This is a genomic window from Streptomyces sp. NRRL WC-3742, assembly GCF_000720635.1.
GTDB lineage: Bacteria > Actinomycetota > Actinomycetes > Streptomycetales > Streptomycetaceae > Kitasatospora.
This window is the reverse complement of record NZ_JOCF01000011.1, coordinates 47,842-64,366: the sequence shown is the minus strand read 5'-3', so window position 1 is coordinate 64,366 and position 16,525 is coordinate 47,842. Positions and strand designations below refer to the sequence as shown.

The window sequence follows — 16,525 nt, the reverse complement described above, 5'->3', positions numbered from 1 at the left end:
CCAGGGTGCCATGGAACCCGCCGGTGTTTCACGTGAAACATCGGCCGGGAAAAGGTGAAGGGCCCACGAACCGGTGGTCGTGGGCCCTTCGGTGGAGCCAGGAGCGGTCAGCCCGCTTCAGTTCAGCGCTCGACCTCGCCGCGGATGAACTTCTCGACGTTCTCCTTGGCCTCGTCGTCGAAGTACTGGACCGGCGGGGACTTCATGAAGTACGAGGAGGCCGACAGGATCGGGCCGCCGATGCCGCGGTCCATGGCGATCTTCGCGGCGCGCACGGCGTCGATGATGACACCGGCGGAGTTCGGGGAGTCCCAGACCTCGAGCTTGTACTCCAGGTTCAGCGGGACGTTGCCGAACGCGCGGCCCTCGAGGCGGACGTAGGCCCACTTGCGGTCGTCCAGCCAGGCCACGTAGTCCGAGGGACCGATGTGGACGTTCTTCTCGCCCAGCTCGCGGTCGCGGATCTGCGAGGTGACGGCCTGCGTCTTGGAGATCTTCTTGGACTCCAGGCGCTCGCGCTCGAGCATGTTCTTGAAGTCCATGTTGCCGCCGACGTTCAGCTGCATGGTGCGCTCGAGGATGACACCGCGGTCCTCGAACAGCTTGGCCATCACGCGGTGCGTGATGGTGGCGCCGACCTGGGACTTGATGTCGTCACCGACGATCGGCACGCCGGCCTCGGTGAACTTGTCCGCCCACTCCTTGGTGCCCGCGATGAACACCGGCAGGGCGTTCACGAAGGCGACCTTGGCGTCGATGGCGCACTGGGCGTAGAACTTGGCCGCGTCCTCGGAGCCGACGGGCAGGTAGCAGACGAGGACGTCGACCTGCTTGTCCTTGAGGATCCGGACGACGTCGACCGGGGTCTCGTCCGACTCCTCGATGGTCTGGCGGTAGTACTTGCCCAGACCGTCGAGGGTGTGGCCACGCTGCACGGTGACGCCGGTCGGCGGCACGTCGCAGATCTTGATGGTGTTGTTCTCGCTGTTGCCGATGGCGTCCGCCAGGTCGAAGCCGACCTTCTTGGCGTCCACGTCGAAGGCGGCGACGAACTCCACGTCACCGACGTGGTAGTCACCGAACTGGACGTGCATCAGGCCGGGGACCTTGCCGGCCGGGTCGGCGTCCTTGTAGAACTCGACACCCTGCACCAGCGACGCGGCGCAGTTGCCGACGCCCACGATGGCTACGCGAACCGAACCCATTCCGGTTGCTCCCTCTGATCTCATGAGGACCGCCGGGTGGGCGGAACTCGTCCTGCTTCTTCGATGACTGCTTTGTACGGGCGCGAGGCGCCCACTCCTGCCGCGCGGCACGGGGCTGGCGCGGTGTCAGCGCTCCTGGTCGGAGCGCCCCGGGCGGTCGTACGGTGGCCCGGGCGGGTCCTGGGACCCGCCCTCCTGGCCACGGCCGTCCGAAGTCCTGGGGTGTACGGCGGTGGTGCCGTTGGCGGGATCGGGCCGGCCGGTGCGGTTGGCCCGCTCGGTCTCGATCAGTTCGTTGAGCCAGCGGACCTCGCGCTCCACCGACTCGAGTCCGTGCCGCTGCAGCTCGACGGTGTAGTCGTCGAACCGCTCGCGGGCGCGGGCCAGCGAGTTGCGCATCCGCTCCAGGCGCTCCTCCAGCCGACTGCGGCGGCCTTCCAGGACGCGCATGCGCACGGCCCGGTCGGTCTGCCCGAAGAAGGCGAAGTGGACGCCGAAGTGCTCGTCCTCCCAGGCGTCGGGGCCTGAGTCGGCGAGCAGCTCCTCGAAGCGCTGCTTGCCCTCGGCGGAGAGCCGGTAGACGATCTTCGACCGCTTGCCGTTGAGCGCGGTGGCCGGGACGTACTCGACGTCCGGGTTGTCCTCGACGAGGAAACCCTGGGCGACCAGGCTCTTCAGGCAGGGGTAGAGCGTTCCGTAGGAGAGTGCGCGGAACGTACCGAGCAGGATGTTGAGCCGCTTGCGCAGCTCGTACCCGTGCATCGGTGCGTCGTGGAGCAGGCCGAGGACGGCGAACTCCAGCACTCCTGAGCGTCGGCCCACGGGTGTCGTCCTCCTCCCTCTCGACCCTGGTTCGGCCGAGCACCGGAACAGTATGCCGTTTCGATGTATCGGCTCGATATATCGAGAACAGTAAGCCTGCCCTCCGAAACCGGCAAGGGGGGCACGCGTGAATGTGATCACAAGCCGACGCGCGGGTGGGGTTGGCAACGGGCGTGTAATGATCTGAAGCCTCTTTGCGGCTAATAGTGGTTGATGCCCGATTAGTTGTATTTCCAGGCTGCGTACGCTGTCGCGTGTGCACGAGGACCACCTCCGGGGTTAGGGCGGTTTGCGGGCATTCGGACGTGAACCCTGCCTTCAGGCTTGAACCGCCTGGCGAGGAGTGGCTGCAACATGAGCGAACGGCGCCGAAAGACGCCCAATCCGGGCGGTGACGGGCCGAAGCCCCCGGGGAACGGCGCAGGTCGTCGGGGTGGACCGGGACAGGACGAGCTGCGTTCGGAGGGCCTCGGCCGCTCACGCGCACAGGGCGTCCGGGAGACCGCTCAGCAGCCGCGGATGACACGGGCCGAGATGCGCAAGGCCGCCGCCAAGGGCGGCCGGGGCAAGAAGGGCGCCGCCGCCGCGACCGCCGCCGCTGCCGCCGGGCCGGGCAAGAAGCGCTTCATCGACTACCCGCGGTTCGGCAAGACCGGCGTGCGGCGCTGGCTGCCCTCCTGGAAGCAGTGGCTCAGCGGCTTCCTGCTGGTCTTCGGCTGCTTCGTCGGCCTGGTGTTCTACCTGTACCAGACCACCCAGATCCCCGACATGAACGCCCTGGTCAACCGCCAGAACACCATCTACTACTGGGCCGACAACACCGAGATGACCCGCAAGGGCGAGGCGAACCGTCAGATCGTCGAGCTCAAGGACATCAGCCCCAACCTGCAGAACGCCGTCATCGCCGCGGAGAACCAGGACTTCCGCAGCGACAGCGGCATCGACCCCAAGGGCATGCTCCGCGCCGTCTACAACATGGCGAAGGGCGGCGAGACCCAGGGCGCCTCGACGATCACCCAGCAGTACGTGAAGAACGCCTACCTGAGCCAGGAGCAGACCCTGGACCGCAAGGTCAGGGAGTTCTTCATCACCCTGAAGATCAACCAGAAGCTCGAGAAGAACGAGATCCTCAAGGGCTACCTGAACACCAGCTGGTTCGGCCGCGGCGCCAACGGCGCCCAGGCGGCGGCCCAGGCGTACTACGGCATCGACGCCAAGGACCTCAACGTCTGCCAGAGCGCGATGCTGGCCAGCCTGCTCAAGGGCGCGACGTACTACGACCCCACCAACCCGAACAACAAGGAGCGGGCCGAGGGGCGGTGGGGCTGGATCCTCGAGCAGATGGTGAAGATCAAGGCCATCAGTCCGGAGGAGCGGGCCAAGTGCACCGCCTACCCGATGCCGATACCGCAGAAGGCCAGCTCCAAGATGAACGGCCAGATCAGCTATCTGGTCGACACCGCCAACCGCTATGTGACGGCCACCGACAAGACCATCACCCAGCAGGTGATCGACAAGGGCGGCCTGAAGATCTACACGACCTTCGAGAAGGACAAGGTCGAGGCCCTCAAGAAGTCCGTCGACGACGTCAAGGCCGCGAACCTCGACCCGGTCAAGCGCCCCGACAACGACACCTTCGTCCAGTTCGCCGCGGCGAGCGTGAAGCCCAACGACGGGGCGCTGGTCGCGATCTACGGCGGCGACGGCGTGGAGAACGGGCACTTCGACAACAACGCCGAGGTCACCGGGGTGCAGGTCGGCTCGACCTTCAAGCCCTTCGTGCTGGCCACCGCGATGCAGATGGGCGTGCTCACCTCGAAGGACGACAGCGGCAAGCCCAAGCGGATCAACGCCGACAGCCGCTACCTCTCCGACGACATGTCCGTGATCCGCAAGGTGGACGGCTCACCGGTGATCGGCGACGACGGTAAGCCCTACAAGCAGAAGAACGAGGACACCGGCAAGCGCGGCTACGTCTCGCTGCGCCAGGCCATGCAGTACTCGTACAACGTGCCCTTCGTCCAGCTCGGGCAGGACGTCGGCAACGACAACGTGGCCGACATCGCGATGCAGATGGGCCTCAAGAAGGAGGGGCTCGCGGGCACCAACACCGCGACCTTCCCGATCGGCACCTCCACCGTCAGCCCGATCCGGATGGCCAACGCCTACGCCACCTTCGCGGCCAGCGGCAAGGTGGCCGAGCCCTACTCCGTCACCAAGGTCGAGGTGGACGGCAAGGAGCGCACGGGCTTCGGCAAGAAGGACACCAAGGTCGCCCTGGAGCCGGCCGTCGCCGACAACGTCACCGACGTGCTGGTGAACGTGGCGAAGAACGGTACCGGTAAGGCCACCAACGCCCTGGGCCGCCCGGTGGCCGGCAAGACCGGTACCACCGACAAGAACCGCTCCGCCTGGTGGGTGGGCTACACCCCGCAGCTGGCGACCAGCGTCGCGATGTGGCGCGAGGACCCGAGCAAGCACCAGCGGGAATCGCTCAACGGCACCGCCGGCCAGGAGTCCATCCACGGTGGTGCCCTCCCGACCGACATCTTCACCCGGTACATGAAGGCCGCGCTCGCCAACGAGAAGGCCGTCGACTTCCCGACGCCGACCCCGGTCGGCACCGAGGTCGACTCCTCGGGCGCGCCGTCCACCAACATGCCGACCACCCCGGGCACCGAGGCGCCGACCGCCCCGCCGCAGCAGCCGAACCAGCCGCAGCCGAACCAGCCGCAGCCGGGCCAGACCACCCCGGGCGCCTGCGTGCCCGGCGTGGACTGCCCGGGGCAGCCGTCGCCGTCGTCCAACACCCACCACCCGGGCCCGAGCCCGACCACCCCCTGCCTTCCCCTGTTCTGCCCGACGCAGCCCACCTCGGGGCCGCCGAACGGCGGCGCGGGCAACGGCGGCGGTACCGGCGGAGGCAAGCCCACCGGCGGCACGACGCCCACTCCCGGCGGCGGGGGCCAGGCCGCCCCGCAGTAGCGAACCGGAAACCACGACGGCGGTGGCGGTCCTCCTCGGAGGGCCGCCACCGCCGTTCTCGTCCCGTTCTCGTCCCGCTCCGGTTCCGCTCCCGGTCCGCTCCTGTTCCGCTCCTGTTCCGGTGCGACCGCCGGACCGGTTTGCGGGGGCATCCTCGTCCAGGACGGGCAGGTGCGGCAGGATGTGCGGCATGACGTCGAGCGATCGTGACGAAACCGCCGCCCCGCCCGGGCCCGGCACCGCCGCCCCGGCCGCTCCGGCAGCCGTCGCCACGGCCGCGCCGCCGGCGAACACCGTGGTCGTCCCGGCAGACGAGGACCCGGTGGCGGCGGCCGGCAGCGAGGTCTTCGGCGGCCCGCCCGGCCGCCGCGCGCTGCTCGGCGTCTCCTGGTGGGTGCCGGCCCGTTTCCTGGCGCTCGTGGTCATCGTGATCTCGGCACTCGGCATGGCCCAGAAGCTGCCCTGCTACGAGCAGGCGTGGTTCCAGCCGGGCTCGCCGCAGTACATCCACGCCTGCTACAGCGACATCCCGCACCTGTACTCCGGGCGCGGCTTCGCGGCCGGGCTGCACCCGTACCTGGACCGCATCCCCGGCAGCTCGGGGGACCTCCAGTACCTCGAATACCCGGTGCTGACGGGCCTGTTCATGCAGGTCGCGGCCTGGCTGACCCCCGGCGGGGACCAGCAGAGCCAGGAGCAGTGGTTCTGGGCGATCAACGCCGGGATGCTGATGGCCTGCGCGGTGATCGCCGTGGTGGCGCTCTCGCGCACCCACCGCCGGCGCCCCTGGGACGCGATGATGTTCGCGCTCGCTCCCGTCCTGCTGCTCAACGGCACCGTCAACTGGGACCTCCTCGCCGTCGCCCTGGCCGCGGTGGGCATGGCCTGGTGGGCCGGCTCCCGGCCCGGCTGGGCGGGCGTCTTCATCGGCCTGGCCACCGCCGCCAAGCTCTACCCGCTGCTCCTGATCGGCCCGCTGCTGGTGCTGTGCTGGCGGGCCGGGAAGTGGCGCGAGTTCCGGGCGATGCTGGGCGGAGCGGTGGGCGCCTGGCTGCTGGTCGACATCCCCGTCATGATCGCCAACTGGCAGGGCTGGTCCACCTTCTACGTGTTCAGCAAGCACCGCGGCGAGGACTACGGCTCGATCTGGCTGCTGCTGATGCGCTGGCGCGGCGAAGCCCTGGCCGACCTCGACGTCTACATCGCGGTGCTGATGGTGCTGGGCTGCGCGGCCATAGCGTGGCTGGGCCTCTCGGCGCCCCGGCGGCCGCGCTTCGCGCAACTGGCCTTCCTGGTGGTCGCGTTGTTCGTGCTGACCAACAAGGTCTACTCGCCGCAGTACTCGCTCTGGCTGCTGCCGCTCGCGGTGCTGGCCCGGCCGCGCTGGCGGGACATCCTGATCTGGCAGGCGTGCGAGGTGCTCTACACCCTGGGCATCTGGTCCCACCTGGGCTTCGTCACCGGGCCCAAGCAGCACGGCATCGGCGAGCCCTGGTACAACTTCGCGCTCGTGCTGCACGTGCTGGGCACGCTCTACCTGGTCGTCGTGGTGGTGCGCGACGCCCTCTACCCGGACCGCGACCCCGTCCGCTGGGACGGCAGTGACGACCCCTCCGGCGGAGTGCTCGACCGCGCCCCGGACGCCTTCGTCATCGGCACCGCCCGGTACCTGCGCGAGCAGGAGAGCTACGCCGCGTACGCGCCGGCCGGCCCCGAAGGGTGGCTGTACGAGCAGCCACAGCCACCGGAGCCGGCCGGGAAGAGCTAGCGCGAGCGAGCCGAAGGGCCGCGCCGACCGTCGGCACCGGGTCGGAGCGGCCCGGAGGCGAGCCGAGCGCCCTCAGGGCTGATCAGCGGTCCACCACGCGGTCGAAGTGCGTGGTGGTGTGCCGCACCTGGAGGCCGAGCTCCTCGCCGATCCCGGGGGGCTCGGTCTCGCCGTCCAGGAACAGCAGCGAGACCTGCATGTGCGGCGGCTCGGCGAACCACAGCTGCTTGCCGGCCCAGTGGAACGGCGACTTGGTCTTGTTGACGGTCGCCAGGCCCGCCCGGGCGATGCCCTTGGCCCGAGCGCCCATGCTCTGCACGTACTTGGGCGCCTCCAGGCCGATGCCGTGCGCGGTGCCGCCGGCGACCACCAGGATGTGGCCGTCGGAGGGCGCCGGGTGCTGGCGGTAGCCGTAGCGGTCGCCCTTCTTCACCCGGGTGACGTCCAGCACCGTCGCCCGGACCTCCAGCGCGCCGTGGTCGCCCAGCCAGAGCCGGGTGCCGATCCGGGCGCGGAAGACGGTGCCCGGGTAGCGCTGGGCCAGCTGCTCCATGCCGGCCGCGCCGAGGTGGCTGACGAAGACGGTGTGCACCGGGATGCCGGCCGCCCCGGCGGTGTCCACCCAGTACGCGACCTCCTCGACGGGGCTGGAGCCGTCCGGCCGGTCCATCGGCAGGTGCAGCGCCAGGCCCTCGAAGGAGACGCCCTCCAACTCGGCGGCGACGGTGCGCAGGTCGTCCGCGCTCACACCGTGCCGGCGCATGGTGGTCATGCACTCCATCACCACCCGGGCACCGTGCAGCGCGCGCAGCGCGTCCACGCTCGCGACCGTCCGGATCACCCGGGCGTGCGGCAGCGGCAGCACCTCCTCGCCGACCCGGTACGGGGTGAGCACCAGCAGCTCGCCGCCGTACCACTCGGCCGCGTCGGCGGCCTCGTACGCGGTGCCGACGGCCAGCACCCCGGTGCCGAGCAGCGTCGCCTCCTCGGCCAGCCGGTGGTTGCCCAGGCCGTAGCCGTTCCCCTTGGCGACGGGCACCAGGCCGGGGAACTCGGCGAGGACGGAGCGCTGGTGGGCGCGCCAGCGGTCGGTCTCGAGGTAGAGCGACAGCGTCATCGGATAAGCCTCCTCAGCGGCGGACGGTGGATCAGCGGCGGGACATGTAGAGGTCGAGCGCCTTGTGCAGCAGCTTGTTCAGCGGGAAGTCCCACTCGCCGAGGTACTCGGCCGCCTGGCCGCCGGTGCCGACCTTGAACTGGATCAGGCCGAACAGGTGGTCGTTCTCGTCCAGGGTGTCACTGATGCCGCGCAGGTCGTACACGCCGCCGCCCAGGGCGTACGCGTCGCGCATCATCCGCCACTGGATCGCGTTGGACGGCTTGACCTCGCGCTTGTGGTTGGCGGAGGCGCCGTAGGAGTACCAGACGTGCTCGCCGACGACCAGCATCGTGGTCGAGGCCAGCGGCTCGCCCTCGTGGTAGGCGATGTAGAGCCGCATGCGGTTCGGGTCCTCGGAGTTGAGGGCCTTCCACATCCGCTGGAAGTAGGCCAGCGGGCGCGGGGTGAACTTGTCGCGCTCGGCGGTGACCAGGTAGAGCTGGTGGAAGATCGGCAGCTCGTCGTAGCCGCCCTGGACGACCTCGACGCCGCTCTTCTCGGCCTTCTTGATGTTGCGGCGCCAGAGCTGGTTGAAGCCCTTCTGGATGTCGTCCAGCGAGCGGTTGGCCAGCGGCACCTGGTACACGTAGCGCGGCTGGACGTCACCGAAGCCGGCGCCGCCGTCCTCGCCCTGCAGCCAGCCCGCCTTGCGCAGCCGGTCGGCCACCTCGAAGGCGCGCGGCTCGTACCAGTCGGCCTCGATGTCGCGCAGGCGCTTGGCCTGCTTGCCGGCGATGGCCTCCTTGATGGTGGGGGCGTTCCAGCGGCGGATGACCACCGGCGGGCCCATCTTCACCGAGAACGCGCCCTGCGACTTGAGGTGCGCCAGCATCGGGGAGAGCCAGCGTTCGAGGTCGCGGTCGAACCAGTCGATGACCGGGCCCTCGGGCAGGTAGGCGAGGTAGCGCTTGACCTTGGGCAGCTGGCGGTAGAGCACCAGGCCGGCGCCGATGAGCTGGTCGGCCTCGTCGAACCAGCCGATCGACTCCGAGCGCCACTCGGCCTTCACGTCACCCCAGGCCGGGACCTGCATGTGGCTGGCCGAGGCGCGGCTCCTGATGAAGGCGAGGTGCTCCTCGCGGGTGATCGTCCTCAGGCGCAGGCTCATTTGCTCGGTGCTCCTCGTCGGTCGGGCTGCGGTGGCCCCAGGTTCTCGGGCTGACCCTATCGTCCGGGGCCCGAGGGCCCGCGGCTGCGGGCAGGACGGCGCCCCCGTTGCGTACCTGTCTGCTTGCAGATACGCCACGGGGGCGCCGAGGGTTCCTGGACGGGCCGGACGGGCTCGACGGGGGCCGGTCGGACCCCGCCCCGGTCGGACCCTGTCGGTCGGCCCTCCCGGTCAGCCCCAGAGGCCGCCGCGGGCGATGCCGAGGTAGAAGCCGACCGCGGAGGCGCCCAGCGTGATCATCAGGACGAAGCGCTCGGCGGTGGTGACCGAGACGAACATGCCCCACAGACCGGTGACGATCCCGGCCAGGCCGGTCCACGAGGTCAGCAGGTGCAGGTTGTAGAAGAACGAGGTGGTGAAGGAGATCACGCCCAGCACGGCGGTGAGCGCCACCAGGGTGTTCTCGCGGGGGTGCGGGTGGCCGTCGGTGTTCAGCGTGAGCGCGGGCATGCGGTGGACGGACTGGGCCATGAGTCCCACCTCCAGGCGTGGAGACGAACGGGCAGGAATCCCGTTCGTCCAGATTGCGGCGGTTGTGCCTCTCCCACAACCCCTGTGCGTTTTGTTCGGCCGTCCGGGTGCAGGTAGGCTGTGCCGTCTGCACTGGTGTAGTTGTGCCCCCTTGTGCCCTCGTGAGGGTCGAACCCTTTCGGGTGAGCGGGGCCCGACTGTCGGACCCGGCCGCTACGGTGAGCCGGTGTCGTCACCGCACCGGTGCCGACGCTACGCACAACCCTCCTGCCACGGAGAGACCGTGGCCGCTGAGTCCAAAGGAGGTGGGTTACTCATGCGTCACTACGAGCTGATGGTCATCCTCGACCCCTCGGTCGAGGAGCGCGCTGTCTCCCCCCTGATCGAGTCCTTCCTGGCTGTCGTCCGCAACGGCGGCGGCAAGGTGGAGAAGGTCGACACCTGGGGTCGCCGCCGTCTGGCTTACGAGATCAACAAGCAGTCCGAGGGCATCTACTCGGTCATCGACCTCAAGGCCACGCCTGAGGTCGTCAAGGAGCTCGACCGCCAGCTGGGCCTGAGCGAGTCGGTTCTGCGGACCAAGGTCCTGCGCCCGGACACCCACTGAGCCACCTCTGAGGCCCTTCGGGTCTCGGGTAGCTCGCGTCCGCTGTTTCACGTGAAACATGCGGTGAACGGACAACTTCCCGAGAGGTCATCTCCACCATGGCAGGCGAGACCGTCATCACCCTCGTCGGCAATCTCGTCGACGATCCCGAGCTGCGCTTCACCCCGTCGGGTGCGGCGGTCGCGAAGTTCCGCATCGCGTCCACCCCCCGCACCTTCGACCGCCAGACGAACGAGTGGAAGGACGGCGAGAGCCTCTTCCTCACGTGCAACGTCTGGCGTCAGCCGGCGGAGAACGTGGCCGAGTCGCTTCAGCGGGGCATGCGCGTCATCGTGCAGGGCCGGCTGCGCCAGCGGTCTTACGAGACCAAGGAAGGCGAGAAGCGGACGGTCTTCGAGGTCGAGGTCGACGAGGTCGGCCCGAGCCTGCGCTCGGCGACCGCCAAGGTCACCCGCGCCAACCGCTCCGGCGGTCCCGGCGGCGGTGGCGGCTTCGGCGGCGGCCAGCAGAGCGGCGGCGGCCAGGGCAACTGGGGAGGCGGCGGTGGCGGCCAGCAGGGCGGCAGCTGGGGTGGAAACTCCGGCGGCCAGTCCGGCCCGTCCGACGACCCCTGGGCGTCCAGCGCCCCGTCCGGTGGGAACCAGAGCGGCGGCTGGGGTGGAAACTCCGGCGGCGGCGGCGGTGGCGGCTACTCGGAAGAGCCTCCGTTCTAAGAGCTGACAGATTTCGTGCGGCCCGGCCGCCGGCGCCTTCGGGCGCCGACCGGGCCGTGAACCCCAAATGGAGCACACCATGGCGAAGCCGCCTGCTCGCAAGCCGAAGAAGAAGGTTTGCGTCTTCTGCAAGGACAAGGTCAACTACGTTGACTACAAGGACACGAACCTGCTGCGGAAGTACATCTCCGACCGCGGAAAGATCCGTGCCCGCCGGGTCACCGGCAACTGCACCCAGCACCAGCGTGACGTCGCGACGGCCGTGAAGAACAGCCGTGAGATGGCGCTGCTGCCCTACACCAGCACCGCGCGCTAAGAGAGGGTGACCGAGTAATGAAGATCATCCTCACGCACGAGGTGCCGGGCCTGGGCTCGGCCGGCGAGATCGTCGAGGTCAAGGACGGTTACGCCCGCAACTACCTGGTCCCGCGTGGCTTCGCCATCCGCTGGACCAAGGGTGGCCAGAAGGACGTCGACGCGATCCGTCGCGCCCGCAAGATCCACGCCATCCAGACGCTCGAGGCCGCCACCGAGGTCAAGGGCAAGCTCGAGGGCGTCCAGGTCAAGCTGGCCGTCCGCTCGGGCGACGCCGGCCGTCTGTTCGGCTCGGTGACCCAGGCCGACGTCGTCGAGGCCATCAAGGCCGCCGGCGGTCCGTCCGTGGACAAGCGCGCCGTCGCGATCGCCTCGCCGATCAAGACCGTGGGCACCCACAAGGTCTCGGTCAAGCTGCACTCGGACGTCGTGGCCAACCTCGACGTCGCCGTCGTGGCTGCCTGAATTCCCTAGCAGTGGCCTGAGGGCCGGACTCCTCCGGGAGTCCGGCCCTCGGTCGTTCCCGGGGGTCGTTCCCGGGGGTGGTTCCCGGGGGTGGTTCCTCAGCTTCTGACCGCGCCGGTGACCAGCCAGCGGCCGCCCCGGGCGCGCCAGACCAGGAAGCCGGCGCGGACCAGCATGAACAGGTTCATCGCCCACCAGAGCCCGGCCAGCCCGGTGCCGCTGGCGGGGACGGCCAGGGCGACCGGGGTGAACACCGCCAGCGTCGCCAGCGCGGCCCGGGCCAGGTAGGGACCGTCCCCGGCGCCCATCAGCACCCCGTCCAGGACGAAGACCAGTCCGGCCACCGGCTGGCTGAGGGCGAGCAGCAGCAGGGCGGTGCCCAGCTGCGCCTGGACGGCCGGATCGGGCGTGAACAGCGGGATGTACAGCGGGCGGGCGAGCACCGCCAGCAGGCCGAGCAGCAGCCCGGAGCCGACGCCCCACTCGACCATCCGCCGGGTGGCCCCCTTCGCGCTGGGGACGTCCCCGGCGCCCAGGAAGCGCCCGATGATGGCCTGGCCGGCGATGGCGATGGCGTCCAGCGCGAAGGCCAGGAAGTTGAACAGCGTCATGGTGACCTGGTGCGCGGCCACCTGGTCGTCGCCGAGCCGGGCGGCCACGGCGGTGGCGAGCATCAGCACCGCGCGCAGGCTGAGCGTCCGCACCAGCAGCGGGCCCCCGGCCCTGGCGCTCGCCCGGATACCGGCCCGGTCCGGTCGCAGGGAGGCCCGCTCACGGCGGGCGCCGCGCACGACCACGACCAGGTAGACGGCCGCCATCCCGGTCTGCGCCAGCACCGTCCCCCAGGCGGAGCCGGCCACCCCGAGCCCGGCGCCGTACACCAGGCCCGCGTTGAGGCCGAGGTTGGCCGCGAAGCCCGCCACGGCCACCACCAGCGGGGTGCGGGTGTCCTGGAGTCCGCGCAGCACGCCGGTGGCGGCCAGCACCAGGAGCATCGCGGGGATGCCCAGGGAGCTGATCCGCAGGTACGTCACGGCGTACGGCGCCGCCGTGGGCGAGGCGCCCAGCGCGGTGGCCACCCAGGGGGCCAGCAGCAGGGTGAGCAGCACGACGGGGACGGCGAGGCCGAGCGCCAGCCAGAGGCCGTCGACGCCCTGCTGGACGGCGCCCCGCCGGTCCCCGGCGCCGATCCGGCGGGCGACGGCCGCGGTGGTGGCGTAGGCGAGGAAGACGAACACCCCGGTCGCGGTGGCCAGGGCGGCGGAGGCGACGCCGACACCGGCGAGCTGCGGGGTGCCGAGGTGGCCGACGATCGCCGAGTCGGCCATCAGGAAGAGGGGCTCGGCGACGAGGGCGCCGAAGGCGGGCACGGCCAGGGAGAGGATCTCCCGGTCGTGACGGCGTCCGGCGCGCGGCTCGGTGGGGGCGGCGGTCATGGGGACCAGCGTACTCATCCACAGGTAATGGCTGCTATGGCTTTTCGAGCATTACTCGAACATGTGGAGGACGGTCGCGGAGGGCGAGGCGCCCGCGGCCGTCCGGCAGCGTGTGAAGAATTTCTCATGCACAGCCCCGGGAAGAGGTAATCGCAGGTCAGCGAGTTGACAGTGGGGCGATGGTCGGTTTATCCACAGGAGCTTCCACAGGGGTGTCCACAGCTTTGCGGCACTTCTCCACAGCCCGGGGCCACTCGTCCACACCCCCTGTGGATAACCGCCTTGGCGCCAGGGCTCCCGGCGCCTTAGCGTGGGCCCTCCACCCGACACTCCCGCCCGCCCCGGCGTCCGGTTTGTCGCTGCCGTGGCGTACAAAGAGGAGCGGCTCCGCTCCAGACTCGCACCACTCGCTGATCGGGGAAACGCGTGACCGGCCCCCAGTACGACCCCCACGACGCCCCGCCGCCGGAGGAGGACTGGCAGCCCGCCGAGGACCCGTTCCCGGCCGGGGCCTTCGACGACGCCCCCTTCCCGGAAGGGCCCGGCGACCGCCTTCCCGTCTCCCGCAACCGCGGTGGCCAGGGCGGTGGCGGCGGTCAGGGCGGCGGCGGGCGCGGCGAGGGCTTCAAGAAGGGCGGCTTCCAGAAGGACGGGTTCCAGAAGGACGGTTTCCGGGGCGGCAAGGGCGACCGCCGGGACGGCGGCGCGGACGAGGGCCAGGGCGGCGCCGACGGCTTCGAGCGCGTCCCCCCGCAGGACCTCGCCGCCGAGCAGTCCGTCCTCGGCGGCATGCTGCTCTCCAAGGACGCCATCGCCGACGTCGTGGAGGTGCTCAAGCCCGCCGACTACTACCGGCCCGCGCACGAGATGATCCACGGCGCGATCCTCGACCTCTACGCCCGGGGCGAGCCGGCCGACCCGATCACCGTGGCCGGCGAGCTGACCAAGCGCGGCGAACTGCAGCGCGTCGGCGGGGCCTCCTACCTGCACACCCTGGTCAACTCCGTCCCGACCGCGGCCAACGCCGAGTACTACGCCCAGATCGTCAACGAGCGCGCCGTCCTGCGCCGCCTGGTCGAGGCCGGCACCCGCATCGCCGGCATGGGCTACGCGGCCGAGGGCGACGTGGACGAGATCGTCAACGCCGCCCAGGCGCAGATCTACGCCGTCACCGAGCAGCGGACCAACGAGGACTACGCCCCGCTCGCCGACATCATGGAGGGCGCCCTCGACGAGATCGAGGCGATCGGCTCCCGCCAGGGCCAGATGTCCGGCGTGCCGACCGGCTTCGCCGACTTCGACGCGCTCACCAACGGCCTCCACCCCGGCCAGATGATCGTCATCGCGGCCCGCCCCGCCATGGGTAAGTCCACCCTCGCGCTGGACTTCGCCCGGGCCTGCTCGATCCACAACAAGCTGCCGAGCGTGATCTTCTCGCTCGAAATGGGGCGCAACGAGATCGCGATGCGCCTGCTCTCCGCCGAGGCCCGGGTCGCGCTGCACCACATGCGCTCCGGCAACATGACGGACGACGACTGGACGCGCGTCGCCCGCCGGATGCCGGACGTCAGCGAGGCCCCGCTGTTCATCGACGACTCCCCGAACCTGTCGATGATGGAGATCCGCGCCAAGTGCCGCCGGCTCAAGCAGCGCAACGACATCAAGCTGATCGTCATCGACTACCTCCAGCTGATGCAGTCCGGAGGCTCCCGCCGGGCCGAGAACCGCCAGCAGGAGGTCTCGGACATGTCCCGTAACCTCAAGCTGCTGGCCAAGGAGCTGGAGGTGCCGGTCATCGCACTCTCCCAGCTGAACCGTGGCCCCGAGCAGCGCACCGACAAGCGGCCGATGGTGTCAGACCTGCGAGAGTCCGGCTCCATCGAGCAGGACGCCGACATGGTCATCCTGCTGCACCGCGAGGACGCCTACGAGAAGGAGTCCCCCCGCGCGGGCGAGGCCGACCTGATCGTCGCCAAGCACCGTAACGGCCCCACCGCCACCATCACCGTCGCCTTCCAGGGCCACTACTCCCGCTTCGTCGACATGACCCGGGACTGAGCCCTCCTACAGCGTGACCGTCGCGCGGAAGAGGGTCGCGGGGGCCGGGGCGGAGAGGCGGGTCGGGGTACCGGTGGCGGGGAGGTAGGCGGAGGCGCCGCGGGTCAGGGTGAGGGCGGTGCCGTCGGGGGCGGTGAGGTCGACGGTGCCCTCGGTACAGAGCAGGATCTGCGGGGTGCGGCCGTCGATCTCGTACGCGGTGCCGTCCAGGGTGAAGCGGGAGAGGCGGAACTCGTCGATCGGGACGGGGTAGAGCTCCTCGCCGGGGGTGGTGTCGACCGGGCGGGGGTGCAGGATCTCGGGCGTGCAGGGCTCGACGACCACGACGTCCAGGAGCTGCGGCACGTCGATGTGCTTGGGGGTGAGACCGGCCCGCAGCACGTTGTCGGAGTTGGCCTGGAGCTCGACGCAGGCGCCGGACAGGTAGGCGTGCGGCACCCCGGCGCCCAGGTAGAGCGCCTCTCCGGCGCGCAGCCGGAAGTGGTGGAGGAGCAGGCCCACGATCACGCCGCGGTCCTCGGGGAAGTCCTTGGCGATCCGGGCGTAGGGCGCGTACTCGCCGTCCGGGTCGGTACGCCAGAGGGCCTCGACGCTCTCCCGTACGATCCGCGAGGCTGCCTCGCCGTCCATCGTCAGCACGGCGACCAGGGCGCCGCGCAGTGCCTCGGACTCGTCCTCGGCGCCCAGCAGCTCGATCACCGGGGCGAGCCCGGGCACCTTGAGGCCGGCCATCAGCCGGGCCGCGTCGGCGGGCCGGCGGAAGCCGCAGAGGCCCTCGAACTCGCCCAGGGCGCAGATCAGTTCGGGCTTGTGGTTGTCGTCGCGGTAGTTGCGCTCGGGGGCGTCCAGCGGGATGCCGAGGGCGTTCTCGGCGGCGAACCCGGCCCGGGCCTGGGCCAGGGTGGGGTGGGCCTGGATGGAGAGCGGGATGCCCGCGGCGAGGACCTTGAACAGGAAGGGGAGGGTCGGGCCGAACTTCGCGACGCTCGCCGCGCCCAGTTCGCCCTGCGGGTCGGCCGCGATCAGCTCGTCCAGCCGGCTCGGGCCCTCGCCGCGGTCGACGCGGGACGGGTCGCCGGGGTGGGCGCCCATCCACAGTTCGGCCTGCGGTTCGCCGGTCGGCTCCTGGCCGAGGAGCTCGGGCAGGGCCGTGAGCGATCCCCAGGCGTACGGGCGGACGGTGTTGACGAGCCTGTCCATGCGCGCGGTCCTACTCCTTCGCTGAACGTCCTTCGCCGCGGCGGCGCGGGCGGTCCGGGCACGGGCAGGGGCATCGACCCTAGCCGACCGATGTCCCGGACGGGGAAACGGTGGGTGTCCGGTGGGAGTGCCGAGGACGGACCGGCGGTTCCC

14 protein-coding genes are annotated in these 16,525 nt (G+C 70.4%); 7 read left to right on the top strand and 7 right to left on the bottom strand.

Annotation, left to right across the window (positions count from 1 at the left end):
• Nucleotides 1-122: 122 nt before the first annotated feature.
• Nucleotides 123-1,205, bottom strand: coding sequence for an inositol-3-phosphate synthase (locus tag IH61_RS0109390; RefSeq protein WP_031067740.1), 1,083 nt, complete (start codon nt 1,203-1,205; stop codon nt 123-125).
• A 126-nt stretch (nt 1,206-1,331) separates the two neighbouring features.
• On the bottom strand, nt 1,332-2,027 hold the full coding sequence (locus tag IH61_RS0109385) for a PadR family transcriptional regulator (protein ID WP_031067739.1): 696 nt from the start codon (nt 2,025-2,027) through the stop codon (nt 1,332-1,334).
• A 519-nt stretch (nt 2,028-2,546) separates the two neighbouring features.
• Between IH61_RS0109385 and IH61_RS0109380 the strand changes: the two genes are divergently transcribed.
• On the top strand, nt 2,547-5,012 hold the full coding sequence (locus tag IH61_RS0109380; RefSeq protein ID WP_051836644.1) for a transglycosylase domain-containing protein: 2,466 nt from the start codon (nt 2,547-2,549) through the stop codon (nt 5,010-5,012).
• 190 nt (nt 5,013-5,202) lie between these two features.
• Nucleotides 5,203-6,780, top strand: coding sequence for a glycosyltransferase family 87 protein (locus tag IH61_RS0109375; protein ID WP_031067734.1), 1,578 nt, complete (start codon nt 5,203-5,205; stop codon nt 6,778-6,780).
• An 82-nt stretch (nt 6,781-6,862) separates the two neighbouring features.
• Here the strand turns inward: IH61_RS0109375 and IH61_RS0109370 are convergent, their stop codons facing one another.
• From IH61_RS0109370 to IH61_RS0109360, 3 genes are all read right to left on the bottom strand, one after another.
• Nucleotides 6,863-7,897, bottom strand: a complete 1,035-nt coding sequence (locus tag IH61_RS0109370; protein ID WP_031067733.1) for an alanine racemase — start codon at nt 7,895-7,897, stop codon at nt 6,863-6,865.
• 31 nt (nt 7,898-7,928) lie between these two features.
• Entirely contained in the window at nt 7,929-9,047 is a 1,119-nt protein-coding gene (locus tag IH61_RS0109365; protein WP_031067730.1) for a lipid II:glycine glycyltransferase FemX, read from the bottom strand.
• 231 nt (nt 9,048-9,278) lie between these two features.
• The gene (locus tag IH61_RS0109360) at nt 9,279-9,578 is read right to left on the bottom strand and encodes a hypothetical protein (protein WP_031067728.1); all 300 of its coding nucleotides are present in this window, start codon (nt 9,576-9,578) and stop codon (nt 9,279-9,281) included.
• Between the two features lie 316 nt (nt 9,579-9,894).
• Here IH61_RS0109360 and rpsF point away from each other — a divergent pair, with 316 nt between their 5' ends.
• The 4 genes from rpsF to rplI all read left to right on the top strand — a co-directional run bounded on the left by rpsF (nt 9,895) and on the right by rplI (nt 11,678).
• Entirely contained in the window at nt 9,895-10,185 is a 291-nt protein-coding gene (rpsF, locus tag IH61_RS0109355) for a 30S ribosomal protein S6 (protein WP_030278276.1), read from the top strand.
• 98 nt (nt 10,186-10,283) lie between these two features.
• Nucleotides 10,284-10,898 carry a single-stranded DNA-binding protein gene (locus IH61_RS0109350; RefSeq protein WP_031067725.1) on the top strand — a complete coding sequence of 205 codons (615 nt, stop codon included), beginning with the start codon at nt 10,284-10,286 and terminating at the stop codon, nt 10,896-10,898.
• Nucleotides 10,899-10,977: 79 nt separating this feature from the next.
• Nucleotides 10,978-11,214: a 30S ribosomal protein S18 gene (gene rpsR, locus IH61_RS0109345; RefSeq protein ID WP_030059640.1), complete on the top strand. Its 237-nt coding sequence runs from the start codon at nt 10,978-10,980 to the stop codon at nt 11,212-11,214.
• Nucleotides 11,215-11,231: 17 nt separating this feature from the next.
• On the top strand, nt 11,232-11,678 hold the full coding sequence (gene rplI, locus IH61_RS0109340; protein WP_031067719.1) for a 50S ribosomal protein L9: 447 nt from the start codon (nt 11,232-11,234) through the stop codon (nt 11,676-11,678).
• Nucleotides 11,679-11,776: 98 nt separating this feature from the next.
• On the opposite strand, the gene IH61_RS0109335 is transcribed toward rplI, so the two are convergent.
• Nucleotides 11,777-13,114 (bottom strand): MATE family efflux transporter, encoded by a 1,338-nt coding sequence (locus IH61_RS0109335; RefSeq protein ID WP_031067717.1) that lies wholly within the window; start codon nt 13,112-13,114, stop codon nt 11,777-11,779.
• Between the two features lie 426 nt (nt 13,115-13,540).
• Here IH61_RS0109335 and dnaB point away from each other — a divergent pair, with 426 nt between their 5' ends.
• On the top strand, nt 13,541-15,172 hold the full coding sequence (dnaB, locus tag IH61_RS0109330) for a replicative DNA helicase (RefSeq protein ID WP_078910962.1): 1,632 nt from the start codon (nt 13,541-13,543) through the stop codon (nt 15,170-15,172).
• A 6-nt stretch (nt 15,173-15,178) separates the two neighbouring features.
• Here the strand turns inward: dnaB and manA are convergent, their stop codons facing one another.
• A complete protein-coding gene (gene manA / locus IH61_RS0109325) occupies nt 15,179-16,372 on the bottom strand; it encodes a mannose-6-phosphate isomerase, class I (protein WP_031067714.1) in 1,194 nt (397 codons plus the stop codon).
• Between the last annotated feature and the right edge of the window lie 153 nt (nt 16,373-16,525).